The following is a 13,595-nucleotide window of genomic DNA, read 5'->3' as shown; positions in this document are numbered from 1 at the left end:
AGCTGGAGTAAATATAAATAATTCCATTAAGCAACGCAAAAGTGTTGAGCCCTGCCAGAGGCCATTCTAGCGACAGCCTGAAAATAACTGTCTGACGGATTTCAGCCCAATACTTGCTATCCAGCTTGATACGGAATGGCTCCCTCGCTTTCCCTGCTGAATCCGGACGAGGAAAATACGTGCCGCCGCATCAGCGTGTTTTCATATCCCTTACAGCCGATCAGCCGGGTAGACCACCCGCACAATGCGCAGCCGTCGTTCAGATAAATTATTCACTGCCATCCGGGACTTTTACCGCAGAGAGCCACGCAAACCGCCGCGCTATCCGTTACGCTTACATCACCGCACCGCTTGAGGCATAACTCCGGGCGGCAGCTTCAATTCGTCACCGGTTGCCGCTGTTTTTCACGGCAGGGTTTACACTTACAGCAACGTTGCCCGGAACTGACCCTATGAATCGCAATCAGAGTGCCGCTCTCATCCTGTTGCTGACTGCGCTGTGCAGTGACAGCGTGGCGGCCAGCGCATGCCGTCCGCAGAGCACAACCATCACCAACAGCAATAACCTGATTCTGCTCGGCGGCAATGCCAAAGGCGCGGTAAAGCAGGTGATTGCAGGGGAATTTGGTAAGGATGTGAATTCTCAAAAGCGGGTGCTGGGCCAGTTTGACGCCTGCGGCGATCTGACCGTGGCTGACGTCAGCTATGACAAAAATGAGCGCAACGTTATCCTCAGTATGGAGCAGCACATTGCCAGAGTGCAGGGCGGCTGGGTGGCGGAATATGCCTGGATGGTGAAAGTGCTGAAAGAGGGCAAAGAAGTCGTGGTCGACAACCGACAGGGGACGATCAACTGGCAAAAAGGGGAGCATGGCAATATCACCAGCGCCTCTGATAAATTTATCAGCATGGGAAAAAGCGGTTTTACCGACACGACCTATCGCTATGATCACCAGTTGCGCCTGGAGAAGAGCGTGGCGCGCGGCAGCGACCCGACGACCAACGGCGAGTTTCACTATCACTGGAATCCAAAGGGACTGGTGACACGCACCACTTCCGCCCGCAGCACGGACAACTACACCTACGATCCGCAATGGCGTGAAGTGCGTCTGAACGGCACGGCCAGCACGCCGCTAAGCACGATCCGCTCGGTGGACGAGTGCCAGTCATGGGATGAGGTCGGTAACTGCACCCTGAGCTACCTGCATGAGACCGAAATCTTCACGCGCGGCACCATCGAACGCCACCTCAGTTCTGCCTATAAATATGAGTACTGGGATCAGCCTGCGGCGGAGGAGTAACGGGCGATCGGATCATCGCCCGTTGGCGGCTTATTTCACTGTCTGACTAAAGGCATCCAGCGCCAGCAGGGCGTTGGCAATATCTTCAGGTGACAGATGAGGATTCAGGTTTTTCAGCGTATCCCCCTCACTGTTGGCCAGAGCGCCCACTTTCACCAGATTCTCCCAGCTTTCATTTTCAAGATGCATCTCGCGGAGCGTGGTCGGCATGTTGATAGAGCGATAGAAACGGATGTAGCGCGCAATTTCCTCGTCCGGACGCTGCTCCAGCACCATCTGCGTCAGTGTGCCATAGGCAACTTTTTCGCCGTGGGTCAGATGATGAATGTCACCATCAATGGCGGTAAAACCATTGTGAATGGCGTGAGCGGCTGCCAGCCCGCCGTTTTCAAAGCCCAGGCCTGAGAGCAGCGTATTCGCCTCAACCACCGCTTCCACGGCGGGCGTGACCCGTTTTTCGCTCACGGCGATATAGGCGCTGTAACCCCACTTGAGCAGTGTTTCTTCGCAGGCACGGGCAATCGCCAGTCCGGCAAGGGTCGGATCGCCGTTGACCATGGATTTCGCATGGGAACGCGCCACGGCCTGCGCTTCAACCCAGGTGGCCAGCCCATCGGCAATGCCAGAGGCAAAGAGTCGCGCAGGCGCACTGGCGCAGACAGCCGTATCCACCAGCACCAAATCAGGGTTTTTGCTGTAGAAGCGATAGCTCTCAAAGACACCACTGTCAGAGTAGATGACCGACAGGGCGCTGCAGGGGGCATCGGTAGAGGCAATGGTCGGCACGATGGCTACCGGCTGCTGAAGTTCGTCCGCCACTGCCTTAACCGTGTCCAGCGTTTTGCCGCCGCCCAGCCCGACAATCACGTTACAACCCTGGCGCTTCGCCAGCGCACTGAGACGGGTGATCTCATTGCTGGAGGCCTCGCCGTTAAATTGCTGCCAGCTGAATTTCACTCCCGCGGACTGCAACGTCTGTTGCGTCCGTTCACCAATCAGTTTCCAGACAACCTCATCCGCCACCAGAAAAGCCTGATCGCCCAGTTCAGTCAGCAACGTTCCCAGCTCGTCCAGTACACCTGCGCCCTGCACATATTTACGGGGTGATGAAAAAATAAATTTACTCATAATCACGTCTCCTTAATATGAATAGCCCGACCCGATCCAGCCTGGCACAATCCGCCCGGGGTGGCAGGTGATCCCGCACATTACGCTGTCAGGGCTGTTAAGCTGCCTGAACACCCCTAACCGGAAGAAACAATGGAGAATTATCATGAGCGCCACGCTCTTTTCATTTCTGTTTGCGATAACCATTCTGACGATCACGCCTGGGTTTGACACCGCGCTGGTGCTGCGAACGGCCATCGCGCAGGGCTGGCAGCGCGCCTGGGCGACAGCGCTGGGTGTGACGCTGGGTTGTCTGCTCTGGGGGATCGCCGTCGGGCTGGGGCTGGGGGCGCTGCTGATGGCGTCTGAGATCGCCTATAACCTGCTGAAATGGCTCGGCGCGGCCTGGCTCTGCTATCTCGGCGTCAGGTTGCTGGTCACCCCGCGCCAGCAGTCGCCTGCTGTAGCTCAGCCCGCGGTTCGGCAGCAGGGCTATCTGGCCTGCTTCAGTCGGGGATTGATGGGCAACCTGCTGAATCCGAAAGTGGGGGTCTTTTACGTCACCTTTCTGCCTCAGTTCATTCCGGCCGGAGCGTCAGTGGCGCTCTGGTGCAGCCTGATGGCGCTGGCTCACATGCTGCTGGGGCTGGTCTGGAATGCGGTGCTGATTGGCGGCAGCCACTTTTTCGCCGGTCATCTGCAAAAACCTGCGGTGCTGAAGGTGATGGATCGTTTGACCGGCTGCGTGTTTATTGGATTTGCGGCGAAACTGGCCTTGTCCCGCCGCTGAGACGTCAGGGTTTAGTGGCGACCAGCACGGCACGCAGGGGAGCGGGGTAGCCCTCAATCGTTTTGCTGGCGTCATCGGGGTCGAGAAACTCTGCCAGGGATTCGCTGGTCATCCAGTCGGTCCGGCGCTGCTCTTCCGTAGTGGTGCGGGCAAAATCAACGATCCGCACATCCACAAACCCGCTTTTTTCCAGCCAGCTCTTCAGGGCCTCGGCTGACGGAATAAAGAAGACGTTGCGCATCTGGGCATAGCGCTCGCCGGGCACCAGAACCTGATTCACATCGCCCTCAATCACCAGCGTTTCCAGCACCAGTTCGCCGCCGCTGACCAGCTGGTTTTTGAGCTGTAACAGGTGATCCAGCGGGGAGCGACGATGATAGAGCACGCCCATAGAGAAGACGGTATCAAACGCCTGCAGTGCCGGTAACTGCTCGATCCCCAGCGGCAGCATGTGCGCCCGGCGATCGTCATTGAGCAGCTTGCGGACGGCTTCAAACTGCACCAGGAAGAGCTGCATCGGATCGATGCCGACCACCAGATGCGCACCGGCACCAATCATGCGCCACATGTGATAGCCGCTGCCACAGCCCACATCCAGCACGGTGCGGCCCGCCAGGGGGGAGATGTGTGGCAACACGCGCTCCCACTTCCAGTCAGATCGCCACTCGGTGTTGATGTGCGTGCCATAGAGGGAGTAAGGCCCTTTGCGCCACGGCATCAGGTTACGCAGTAATTTTTCAATGCCCTGACGATGGCGATCGCTGATGTCATCACGGTCGGCGGTGACGCTGTGCAGCAGGTCCAGCTTCTGGGGCGCGAGCAGCGGCAGATACTCCAGCGACTTGTACCAGTCGCGGAAGTGACCGTGCAGGTTTTCCCGCTGCCATTCGCTGATTTGAGCCGGTAATACTTCCAGCCACTTCGCCAGCGGGCCTACCGCAATTTGCTGATAAAAACGGCCAAAGTCGATCATTTCAACGCCACCAGTGAACCAAAATTAAAGCACTGGAACCAGAGTTCGGCGTGCGGGAAACCGGCCTGCTTCAGGCGGGCTTTGTGGGCTTCAACGCTGTCGGTCAGCATCACGTTTTCCAGCATGCTGCGCTTCTGGCTGATTTCCAGTTCACTGTACCCGTTGGCGCGCTTGAAGTCGTGATGCATGTTAAATAACAGCTCACCGACTTCCGCATCTTCAAAACTGAACTTCTCAGACAGCACCAGCGCGCCACCCGGTTTCAGTCCCTGCCAGATTTTCGTCAGCAGCGCCAGCCGTGCAGGCGGCTCCAGAAACTGTAACGTGAAGTTGAGCACCACCAGCGAGGCGTTCTCAATCTCAATATCACGGATATCCGCTTCCAGCACCGTCACCGGCGTATCGGCGCGGAAGGCATCCAGATGACGACGGCAGCGCTCCACCATCGCGGGCGAGTTATCCACCGCGATGATCTCACAACCCGGCACATGAATGTTGCGGCGCACCGACAGGGTGGCTGCGCCCAGTGAGCAGCCCAGGTCATACACCCGGCTCTGCGGGGTAACAAAACGTTCTGCCAGCATGCCAATCATCGAAATGATGTTGGAGTAGCCAGGCACCGAGCGCTGAATCATGTCAGGAAAGACTTCAGCCACGCGCTCGTCAAAAGTCCAGTCGCCCAGTTTTGCAATGGGCGCTGAGAAGAGTTGATCGCGGTCAGACATATCGAAAATCCGAAGAGACGACGGAAAGGGCGCTATTCTGGCAGAAAGTGGGGCAGGCTGCACCCCTTAACCCCGCCCCGCTTAATGGAGCGACAGCACCAGATCCCAGGGTAGATAGATCAGGTTAAAAATAACCATGCCGCAGAGGGAAAACAGCGTCAGCATCATGCCATATTTGCGACCGGTCATTGCGCTGTTGCGTAATCCCCAGGCGTGCAGAAAGCGGCCGATGAAAAACAGCAGTGCGGTGAGGTGCACCATCCAGATATCGGCGCCGTTCATCTCCATCACGACCAGCAGCAGCAGCGCCAGGGGAATGGTTTCAATGGCGTTACCGTGAATGCGAATCGCCATTTTCAGGTCGTGATAGCCGCCGTCGCCATACGCCACGCGATAAAAACGGCGGAAACGCACGACGTCCAGCGTGAATTTCATGATCAGTAAGGCACCCAGTACCACGTATAACGCGCTTATCATTGTCACTCCGGTACGCATTCAGAAGAGGGGCTATTCTATCCAGCGTTCGGCACGCTGTCCCGTATGGCGTTTAAAACAGTGATGCCTGCTGCGGCCAGTCTGGCCCGTCACCGATGGCCGGATCGATCTGTTGCAGCTGCGGCCACAGCGCCTGCACCAGTGGAAAAACCTGGCCCATATCGGGCGTGTGCAGAAACAGCATGGCGTCACCCTGCTGCTGCCACTCGGCCAGTTTGCTGCGCCAGATCTGAAACAGCGGCACGCTCTCTTCCACGCTGTCGCTGCCGATAAAGCGCACCATTGGCTGTGAACCGGTGCGCAGCGCGTGGGGCGGCACCCGCGGCTTCTGCGCGCGGGCGGCCAGCGCGGCCGGACTCTGTGACGTGGAAGCATGCACCGGACGGCTGTCGAGCATCACGCGATTGATGCCGCGTGCCAGCAGGCCGCGGTTCAGCGCCCGCTCCGCCTCGCCTTTGGCAAAGAACGCAGGATGGCGCACCTCCACCCCGTAGTGAAAACGGCGTGGCAGGCTGTCGAGAAAACGCCACAGGTCATCGAGCTGCGGCGGGGAGAAGCTGGCCGGCAGCTGCAGCCAGTACTGACCGATGCGATCGGCCAGCGGCTCCATCAGGCGCAGAAAATCGGTCAGCAGATCGTCGCTGTGCTGCAGCGCCGCCTGATGGCTGATGGTGTTGGGAAACTTAAAGCAGAAGCGAAATGCCTCATGCGTCATGTCGCGCCAGCGCATCACCGTTTCGGCATTCGGCAGCGCATACAGCGTGGTGTTTCCCTCCACACAATGGAAATAGCGGGCATAGTCCGCCAGGCTTTCAATGCCCCAGCGTTTCCAGTGTGAGTGCTGCCACTGGGGCAGGCCAATACGCAGTGTCACGCGCGCTCCTCGCGGCCGGTTAAGATACCCTATTATCTGTCAGGCTCAGGCAGGGGGGCAAATGCACAGAGGAAATCGGTGCTTTGGCGCGGATATGTTTATCCTGCCTGGCTTTTTCCATTATAATGGCCGCCATTTTTGCGACAGCATCGCATCAGGTAACGCGGCCGGATGCTGTCAGCTGCAGCGGCGAAGTTAAAAGGATAGTGTTATGCGTACAGAATATTGCGGACAGCTCAATCTGTCTCATGTGGGTCAGCAAGTCACGCTTTGCGGCTGGGTAAACCGCCGTCGCGATCTGGGCAGTCTGATTTTTATCGACATGCGCGACCGTGAAGGCATCGTACAGGTGTTCTTCGATCCCGATCGTCAGGACGCGTTTAAGCTGGCTTCTGAACTGCGTAACGAATTCTGCATCCAGATTACCGGAACCGTGCGTGCGCGTGATGAGAAGAACAAAAACAGCGACATGGCAACCGGTGAAGTGGAAGTGTTCGCCCAGGAACTGACCATCATCAACCGCTCTGAACCCCTGCCGCTGGACTCTAATCAGACCAACAGCGAAGAAGCGCGCCTGAAGTATCGCTATCTGGATCTGCGTCGCCCGGAGATGGTGGCTCGTCTGAAAACCCGCGCCCGCATCACCAGCTTTGTGCGTCGTTTTATGGATGACGAAGGCTTCCTGGATATTGAAACCCCGATGCTGACCAAAGCGACACCTGAAGGTGCGCGTGACTATCTGGTGCCAAGCCGGGTTCACAAAGGTAAATTCTATGCGCTGCCGCAGTCACCGCAGCTGTTCAAACAGCTGCTGATGATGTCCGGTTTTGACCGCTACTATCAGATCGTGAAATGCTTCCGCGATGAAGATTTACGTGCCGATCGTCAGCCTGAATTTACCCAGATCGATGTTGAAACCTCGTTCATGACCGCGCCACAGGTGCGTGAAACCATGGAGCGTCTGATTCGCAACCTGTGGCTGGACGTCAAGGGTGTGGATCTCGGTGAGTTCCCGCAGATGACCTTTGCGGAAGCGATGCACCGCTACGGCTCCGACAAGCCAGACCTCCGTAACCCGATGGAGCTGGTGGACGTAGGCGACCTGCTGAAAAACGTCGAATTCCAGGTCTTCTCTGGCCCGGCCAACGATGAAAAAGGCCGCGTCGCCGCGCTGCGCGTGCCGACCGGTGCACAGCTGAGCCGTAAGCAGATTGATGAGTATGGCAAGTTTGTCGAGATTTACGGCGCGAAAGGCCTGGCGTGGATGAAGGTCAATGTCCGTGCCGATGGACTGGAGGGCGTGCAGAGCCCGGTTGCCAAATTCCTGAATGCGGAGATCGTTGAGGGCATCCTGAGCCGTACCGGCGCGCAGGATGGCGACATCATCTTCTTTGGTGCTGACCGCGCTAAAGTAGTGGCTGACGCACTGGGTGCCCTGCGCCTGAAAGTCGGTCGCGAGCTGAACCTCACCGACGAGAACGCCTGGGCACCGCTGTGGGTAATCGACTTCCCGATGTTCGAAGAGGACGAGGAGGGCGGTCTGGCCGCGATGCACCATCCGTTCACGGCGCCAAAAGAGATGAGCGCCGAAGAGCTGGCGACCGATCCGACCCGTGCCGTGGCGAACGCCTACGACATGGTGATCAACGGTTACGAAGTGGGCGGCGGTTCTGTGCGTATCCACAACGGCAACATGCAGCAGACGGTGTTCAGCATTCTGGGTATTGAAGAGCACGAGCAGCGTGAGAAGTTTGGCTTCCTGCTGGACGCGCTGAAGTTCGGTACGCCGCCGCATGCGGGCCTGGCATTTGGTCTGGACCGTCTGACCATGCTGCTGACCGGCACCGACAACATCCGTGACGTAATCGCCTTCCCGAAAACCACGGCAGCCGCCTGTATGATGACCGAAGCGCCAAGCGAAGCGAACCCGGCTTCCCTGCTGGAGCTGGGCATTCAGGTGGTTAAAAAAGAAAAGCTCGAGAATAAATAATGGGCTATAAACACCCGGTTTCAGTGCTGGTAGTGATTTCGGCGCGTGATACTGGCCGGGTGTTGATGCTGCAGCGGCGTGACGATCCCGCGTTCTGGCAGTCGGTCACCGGCAGCCTGGAGCCGGGTGAGTCTCCGCTGGCGACCGCCTGTCGCGAAGTGAATGAAGAGGTCGGTATTGATGTGCTGGCTGAGCGTCTGGAGATGGAAGATTGTCAGCGTCAAATCGACTTTGAAATCTTTCCCCATTTCCGCCATCGCTATGCACCGGATGTCACCCATAATCACGAGCACTGGTTTCGCCTGCAACTGCCAGCGGAGCGCGATGTGAGGCTGACCGAGCATCTGGCCTTTCGCTGGCTGACAGCGGCGGAGGCGGCAGCATTGACCCGTTCATGGAGTAACCGCCAGGCAATCGAAGAGTTCGCCTGAAAACCTGTCGCCGCCCGCTATTCCGGCGACGGAGAGATGATAAGTTGAATCGGGTGAGTGTTAACACAACGACACCACACTATTAAACAGTCGGGCGTCATCGCCGCCGCGACAATGTTCCCCGCCAGCAAGAGGGCACCCGCGGCAGGTTGACCGCGAGGATGACGCGCAGGCTCGCCCGTCACGGGCTGACAGGTTACGACCTGTCTGAGCTACGCCGGAGGACAGGATCGCAGCCAGATCGCCCGCACCCTGTAAAAGATCGGAGAGAAGAGAAAATGGCAGGACACAGTAAGTGGGCTAACACCAAACACCGTAAGGCGGCGCAGGACGCGAAGCGCGGCAAAATCTTCACCAAAATCATTCGTGAACTGGTGACGGCAGCCAAGCTGGGCGGCGGCGATCCGGGATCTAACCCCCGTCTGCGTGCGGCGATGGATAAAGCACTGTCTAACAACATGACGCGTGACACCATGGATCGCGCCATCGCGCGCGGTGTGGGCGGCGATGACAACGCCAACATGGAAACCATCATCTATGAAGGTTACGGTCCGGGTGGCTCCGCCATTATGATTGAATGCCTCAGTGACAACCGCAACCGTACCGTTGGCGAAGTGCGTCACGCCTTCACCAAAACCGGCGGCAACCTGGGAACTGACGGCTCCGTGGCCTACCTGTTTAACAAAAAAGGCGTCATCTCCTATGCGCCAGGCCAGGATGAAGATGCGGTCATGGAAGCGGCGCTGGAAGCGGGTGCTGAAGATGTGGTCAGCTACGACGATGGCGCGATTGATGTCTTCACCGCATGGGAAGAGATGGGCAGCGTGCGTGATGCACTGGAAGCCGTCGGCCTGAAAGCGGATACCGCAGAAGTGTCGATGATCCCGACCACCAAAGCGGAAATGGATGCGGAAACCGCACCGAAACTGCTGCGTCTGATCGACATGCTGGAAGACTGCGACGATGTGCAGGAGGTTTATCACAACGGTGAAATCTCCGACGAGGTGGCGGAAACGCTGTAATGGCGTTGGCCATCACCGCTTCAACCGGAGAGGCGTAATGTCGATTATCCTGGGTATCGATCCCGGCTCACGCATCACCGGTTATGGGGTTATTCGTCAGACTGGCCGCCAGCTCACCTACCTGGGCAGCGGCTGTATCCGCACCAACACCGCCGAGCTTCCCGCCCGCCTGAAGCTGATTTATGCGGGCGTCTGCGAAATCATCACCCAGTTCGCACCCGATTACTTCGCCATTGAACAGGTGTTTATGGCAAAGAATGCTGACTCGGCGCTGAAGCTGGGTCAGGCTCGCGGTGCGGCGATTGTTGCTGCGGTCAACCACGACCTGCCGGTGTTTGAATATGCCGCCCGTCAGGTTAAGCAGACGGTGGTTGGGATCGGCAGCGCCGAAAAAAGCCAGGTGCAGCACATGGTGCGGACCCTGCTGAAGTTACCGGCAAACCCGCAGGCGGATGCCGCTGATGCCCTGGCCATTGCGATTACGCACTGTCACGTGGCACAGAATGCGACGCGGATGAGTGACAGCAAGCTGGTACTCACGCGCGGACGATTGCGATCCGGTTAAGGGCCGCGGCACCGTCTCACTCTCAGGCTGGATATTCATCCAGCCTTTTTTATGTTATAAAATCCGCCACATTCGTAAGTTAAGGAAGCATTCAGGTGATAGGTCGTTTACGGGGCAACATTCTGGAAAAGCAGCCGCCACTGGTGCTGCTTGAGGCACACGGCGTCGGCTATGAAATTTACATGCCTATGACCTGTTTTTATGAGCTGCCTGAACTTCAGCACGAAGCGGTGATTTTTACCCACTTTGTGGTGCGCGAAGATGCCCAGCTGCTGTTTGGTTTTAACAGCAAGCAGGAGCGCACGCTGTTCCGCGAACTGATCAAAGTGAATGGCGTCGGGCCGAAACTGGCGCTGGCGATTCTCTCCGGCATGTCGGCGCAGCAGTTTGTGACCGCGGTGGAAAAAGAGGAGATCGCGTCGCTGGTGAAACTGCCCGGCGTGGGTAAAAAGACCGCCGAGCGTCTGGTGGTGGAGATGAAGGACCGCTTTAAAGGGATGCACGGCGACCTGTTTGGCGGTGATTCAGCCTTTACACTCACCACACCAGGGCCGGAAGCGGAAACCAACGATGCGGAAGCGGAAGCGGTTGCAGCGCTGGTATCACTGGGTTATAAACCGCAGGAAGCGAGCCGTATGATCAGTAAAGTCGGTCGACCGGATGCGGATTGTGAAACCCTGATCCGCGAAGCGCTACGCGCCGCCATTTGAGGTAAGTGATGATAGAAGCCGACCGTCTGGTCTCCGCTGCCAGCGTTAACGAAGAAGAGATTATCGATCGCGCCATCCGGCCAAAGCTGCTGAATGAGTATGTCGGACAGCCACAGGTGCGTGAGCAGATGGAGATTTTCATCAAGGCCGCGCAGCTGCGCGGTGATGCACTTGATCATCTGTTAATCTTCGGTCCGCCGGGGCTGGGTAAAACCACCCTGGCGAACATCGTCGCTAACGAGATGGGCGTTAACCTGCGCACCACCTCGGGCCCGGTACTGGAAAAAGCCGGGGATCTGGCGGCGATGCTGACCAACCTTGAGCCGCACGACGTGCTGTTCATTGATGAAATCCACCGCCTCTCGCCGGTCGTGGAAGAGGTGCTCTATCCGGCGATGGAAGATTATCAGCTGGATATCATGATTGGTGAAGGCCCGGCAGCCCGTTCGATTAAGCTCGACCTGCCGCCGTTTACCCTGATTGGTGCCACCACCCGTGCCGGCTCACTGACCTCGCCACTGCGCGACCGCTTTGGCATTGTTCAGCGGCTGGAGTTCTATCAGGTTAAGGATCTGCAGCATATCGTGGGCCGCAGCGCCGCCTGTCTCGGTCTGGCGCTGAGTGACGACGGTGCGTTAGAGATCGCCCGCCGCGCCCGCGGCACGCCGCGTATCGCCAACCGTCTGCTGCGCCGGGTTCGTGACTTCGCCGAAGTCCGGGCCAACGGTGAGATGAGCGGTGAAGTCTCCTGCAGTGCGCTTGATATGCTCAATGTGGACAGTGAAGGTTTTGACTATATGGACCGCAAACTGCTGCTGGCCATTATCGATAAGTTTATGGGTGGGCCGGTCGGACTGGACAACCTGGCGGCGGCCATCGGTGAAGAGCGCGAAACCATCGAAGATGTGATTGAACCCTTCCTGATTCAGCAGGGCTTCATTCAGCGCACACCGCGTGGCCGTCTCGCCACGCAGCATGCTTATCGTCACTTCGGCATTACGCGCGAAGATTAAACGGCGGGCTTGCGCACCATGCTGAAGATAAACAGGATGGCGGCGCACAGCACCACTGAAGGGCCGGCTGGCGTATCATAGAACGCGGAGAAGGTCAGCCCGCCGGTCACAGCGATGCCCCCGATCACCACCGCGACGGCTGCCATGCCTTCCGGCGAACGAACAAAACGCCGGGCGGTCGCCGCCGGTATGATCAGCAGCGACGTGATAATCAGCGCCCCCACGAACTTCATCGCGACACCGATGGTCAGTGCGGTGATCAGCATCAGGATCAGCCGGGTGCGCTGAATATTGACGCCATCCACCTGCGCCAGCTCCGGGCTGATGGTCATCGACAGCAGCGATCGCCACTGCCATGCCATCACCAGCAGCACAACCACCACGCCACCGCCCATCATCCAGAGATCGTCTGGCGTCACCGCCAGCAGATCGCCGAACAGATAGGCCATCAGATCGACGCGCACATTCTTCATCAGGCTGACGACCACCAGACCCAGCGACAGCGCGCTGTGCGCCATGATCCCCAGCAGCGTGTCGATTGCCAGATGGGGGCGCCGTTCCAGCCAGACCAGACCCAGCGCCAGGCAGACCGTCACCAGAATGACCGCATAGTAAGGATTAACGTTAAACAGCAGGCCAAACGCGACGCCGAGCAGGGAGGCGTGTGCCAGAGTGTCACCGAAGTAGGACATCTTGCGCCAGACGACAAACGAACCCAGCGGGCCGGCAGCCAGCGCTAACATCACGCCGCCTATCCAGCCCGGTAATAACAACTCAATCATGATGAACCCTGTCCTTTGCGTAAAACGATACGTCCCTGAAGGTCGTGACGGTGATTATGATGGTGACGGTAGATCGCCAGCTCCTGCGCACCGCGCGGACCAAACATGGCGATAAATTCGGGATGCTGTGACACCGCTTCGGGGGTACCGGAACAACAGATGTGGTGATTCAGGCAGAGCACTTCATCGGTTTTGGCCATTACCAGGTGAAGGTCGTGAGAGACCATCATCACGCCGCAGTTCAGTTCAACGCGCAGCTGATTGATCAGATCATAGAGGGCGACCTGACCGTTGACATCCACCCCCTGCGTCGGCTCGTCCAGCACCAGCAGCTGAGGCTGGTTGAGCAGGGCGCGCGCCAGCAGCACACGCTGCGTTTCGCCGCCCGAGAGTTTTTGCAGCGGCGCGTTGAGTAAGTGGCCCGCCTGCACGCGTTTCAGAGCGGGGAGGATCTCCGCCTGTTTACTGCCGCGGGTCAGACGCATAAAGCGTTCGACGGTCACCGGCAGCGTCGGATCGATATGCAATTTCTGTGGCACATAGCCAATACGCAGATCGGCATGGCGCTGAACCGTCCCGCTGGTGGGGGCGAGCAAACCCAGCACCACACGGACGAGCGTAGACTTACCGGCGCCGTTAGGCCCGAGCAGGGTGAGAATACGGCCAGGCTGCAACGCCAGGCTGACGCCCGATAACACGTTGCGCTGGTTAAATTTTATCGAAACGTTATCAAGTGTGACAAGTGAGGTCATAGTATTTACAGGTTGCACAGAATTTCGAATGTTATAATATCACATTCCACTTCATGGTCACGATG

The 13,595-nt window shown here is 58.0% G+C and carries 15 protein-coding genes; 8 read left to right on the top strand and 7 right to left on the bottom strand.

Annotated features, from left to right (window positions below; all coding sequences use genetic code 11):
• Window positions 1-452 precede the first annotated feature (452 nt).
• Window positions 453-1,301 carry a hypothetical protein gene (locus tag FJW00_RS04750; RefSeq protein ID WP_140923171.1) on the top strand — a complete coding sequence of 283 codons (849 nt, stop codon included), beginning with the start codon at window positions 453-455 and terminating at the stop codon, window positions 1,299-1,301.
• Between the two features lie 30 nt (window positions 1,302-1,331).
• On the opposite strand, the gene FJW00_RS04745 is transcribed toward FJW00_RS04750, so the two are convergent.
• A complete protein-coding gene (locus FJW00_RS04745; protein WP_046101995.1) occupies window positions 1,332-2,429 on the bottom strand; it encodes a glycerol dehydrogenase in 1,098 nt (365 codons plus the stop codon).
• A 145-nt stretch (window positions 2,430-2,574) separates the two neighbouring features.
• On the opposite strand from FJW00_RS04745, the gene FJW00_RS04740 reads away from it, so the two are divergent.
• Entirely contained in the window at window positions 2,575-3,198 is a 624-nt protein-coding gene (locus FJW00_RS04740; protein ID WP_140923170.1) for a LysE family translocator, read from the top strand.
• Window positions 3,199-3,202: 4 nt separating this feature from the next.
• On the opposite strand, the gene cmoB is transcribed toward FJW00_RS04740, so the two are convergent.
• From cmoB to FJW00_RS04720, 4 genes are all read right to left on the bottom strand, one after another.
• Window positions 3,203-4,171 (bottom strand): tRNA 5-methoxyuridine(34)/uridine 5-oxyacetic acid(34) synthase CmoB, encoded by a 969-nt coding sequence (cmoB, locus tag FJW00_RS04735; RefSeq protein WP_058957334.1) that lies wholly within the window; start codon window positions 4,169-4,171, stop codon window positions 3,203-3,205.
• Window positions 4,168-4,896 carry a carboxy-S-adenosyl-L-methionine synthase CmoA gene (cmoA, locus tag FJW00_RS04730; protein ID WP_009089712.1) on the bottom strand — a complete coding sequence of 243 codons (729 nt, stop codon included), beginning with the start codon at window positions 4,894-4,896 and terminating at the stop codon, window positions 4,168-4,170. Before cmoA ends, cmoB begins: the two co-directional genes overlap by 4 nt.
• A gap of 81 nt (window positions 4,897-4,977) precedes the next feature.
• The gene (locus tag FJW00_RS04725; RefSeq protein ID WP_009089714.1) at window positions 4,978-5,373 is read right to left on the bottom strand and encodes an MAPEG family protein; all 396 of its coding nucleotides are present in this window, start codon (window positions 5,371-5,373) and stop codon (window positions 4,978-4,980) included.
• 70 nt (window positions 5,374-5,443) lie between these two features.
• Window positions 5,444-6,265: a DUF72 domain-containing protein gene (locus FJW00_RS04720; protein ID WP_009089716.1), complete on the bottom strand. Its 822-nt coding sequence runs from the start codon at window positions 6,263-6,265 to the stop codon at window positions 5,444-5,446.
• A 211-nt stretch (window positions 6,266-6,476) separates the two neighbouring features.
• On the opposite strand from FJW00_RS04720, the gene aspS reads away from it, so the two are divergent.
• The 6 genes from aspS (at window position 6,477) to ruvB (ending at window position 11,996) form a co-directional block, all read left to right on the top strand.
• Window positions 6,477-8,255, top strand: coding sequence for an aspartate--tRNA ligase (gene aspS, locus FJW00_RS04715; RefSeq protein ID WP_140923169.1), 1,779 nt, complete (start codon window positions 6,477-6,479; stop codon window positions 8,253-8,255).
• Entirely contained in the window at window positions 8,255-8,686 is a 432-nt protein-coding gene (nudB, locus tag FJW00_RS04710) for a dihydroneopterin triphosphate diphosphatase (protein WP_140923168.1), read from the top strand. The genes aspS and nudB overlap by 1 nt, the downstream gene beginning before the upstream one ends.
• Before the next feature lie 278 nt (window positions 8,687-8,964).
• Window positions 8,965-9,708, top strand: a complete 744-nt coding sequence (locus tag FJW00_RS04705; protein WP_009089723.1) for a YebC/PmpR family DNA-binding transcriptional regulator — start codon at window positions 8,965-8,967, stop codon at window positions 9,706-9,708.
• Between the two features lie 37 nt (window positions 9,709-9,745).
• Window positions 9,746-10,273 carry a crossover junction endodeoxyribonuclease RuvC gene (gene ruvC / locus FJW00_RS04700; protein WP_009089725.1) on the top strand — a complete coding sequence of 176 codons (528 nt, stop codon included), beginning with the start codon at window positions 9,746-9,748 and terminating at the stop codon, window positions 10,271-10,273.
• 95 nt (window positions 10,274-10,368) lie between these two features.
• Entirely contained in the window at window positions 10,369-10,983 is a 615-nt protein-coding gene (gene ruvA, locus FJW00_RS04695) for a Holliday junction branch migration protein RuvA (RefSeq protein WP_046101988.1), read from the top strand.
• A gap of 8 nt (window positions 10,984-10,991) precedes the next feature.
• Entirely contained in the window at window positions 10,992-11,996 is a 1,005-nt protein-coding gene (gene ruvB / locus FJW00_RS04690; RefSeq protein WP_009089728.1) for a Holliday junction branch migration DNA helicase RuvB, read from the top strand.
• On the opposite strand, the gene znuB is transcribed toward ruvB, so the two are convergent.
• The gene (znuB, locus tag FJW00_RS04685) at window positions 11,993-12,778 is read right to left on the bottom strand and encodes a zinc ABC transporter permease subunit ZnuB (protein ID WP_140923167.1); all 786 of its coding nucleotides are present in this window, start codon (window positions 12,776-12,778) and stop codon (window positions 11,993-11,995) included. The two genes, ruvB and znuB, sit on opposite strands and share 4 nt — an antisense overlap.
• Window positions 12,775-13,530, bottom strand: a complete 756-nt coding sequence (gene znuC, locus FJW00_RS04680; protein WP_140923166.1) for a zinc ABC transporter ATP-binding protein ZnuC — start codon at window positions 13,528-13,530, stop codon at window positions 12,775-12,777. The genes znuB and znuC overlap by 4 nt, the downstream gene beginning before the upstream one ends.
• Between the last annotated feature and the right edge of the window lie 65 nt (window positions 13,531-13,595).

This window comes from Pantoea anthophila, assembly GCF_006494375.1.
Classification (GTDB): domain Bacteria; phylum Pseudomonadota; class Gammaproteobacteria; order Enterobacterales; family Enterobacteriaceae; genus Pantoea; species Pantoea anthophila.
The sequence above is the reverse complement of the archived record's forward strand: the minus strand, read 5'-3'. Positions and strand labels throughout refer to the sequence as shown.

Bases quoted from the DNA above. Each gene is read 5' to 3' on its own strand.
- FJW00_RS04750 (WP_140923171.1), top strand. From the start codon at position 453: ATGAATCGCAATCAGAGTGCCGCTCTCATCCTGTTGCTGACTGCGCTG.
- FJW00_RS04745 (WP_046101995.1), bottom strand. From the start codon at position 2,429: ATGAGTAAATTTATTTTTTCATCACCCCGTAAATATGTGCAGGGCGCA.
- FJW00_RS04740 (WP_140923170.1), top strand. From the start codon at position 2,575: ATGAGCGCCACGCTCTTTTCATTTCTGTTTGCGATAACCATTCTGACG.
- cmoB (WP_058957334.1), bottom strand. From the start codon at position 4,171: ATGATCGACTTTGGCCGTTTTTATCAGCAAATTGCGGTAGGCCCGCTG.
- cmoA (WP_009089712.1), bottom strand. From the start codon at position 4,896: ATGTCTGACCGCGATCAACTCTTCTCAGCGCCCATTGCAAAACTGGGC.
- FJW00_RS04725 (WP_009089714.1), bottom strand. From the start codon at position 5,373: ATGATAAGCGCGTTATACGTGGTACTGGGTGCCTTACTGATCATGAAA.
- aspS (WP_140923169.1), top strand. From the start codon at position 6,477: ATGCGTACAGAATATTGCGGACAGCTCAATCTGTCTCATGTGGGTCAG.
- nudB (WP_140923168.1), top strand. From the start codon at position 8,255: ATGGGCTATAAACACCCGGTTTCAGTGCTGGTAGTGATTTCGGCGCGT.
- FJW00_RS04705 (WP_009089723.1), top strand. From the start codon at position 8,965: ATGGCAGGACACAGTAAGTGGGCTAACACCAAACACCGTAAGGCGGCG.
- ruvC (WP_009089725.1), top strand. From the start codon at position 9,746: ATGTCGATTATCCTGGGTATCGATCCCGGCTCACGCATCACCGGTTAT.
- ruvB (WP_009089728.1), top strand. From the start codon at position 10,992: ATGATAGAAGCCGACCGTCTGGTCTCCGCTGCCAGCGTTAACGAAGAA.
- znuB (WP_140923167.1), bottom strand. From the start codon at position 12,778: ATGATTGAGTTGTTATTACCGGGCTGGATAGGCGGCGTGATGTTAGCG.
- znuC (WP_140923166.1), bottom strand. From the start codon at position 13,530: ATGACCTCACTTGTCACACTTGATAACGTTTCGATAAAATTTAACCAG.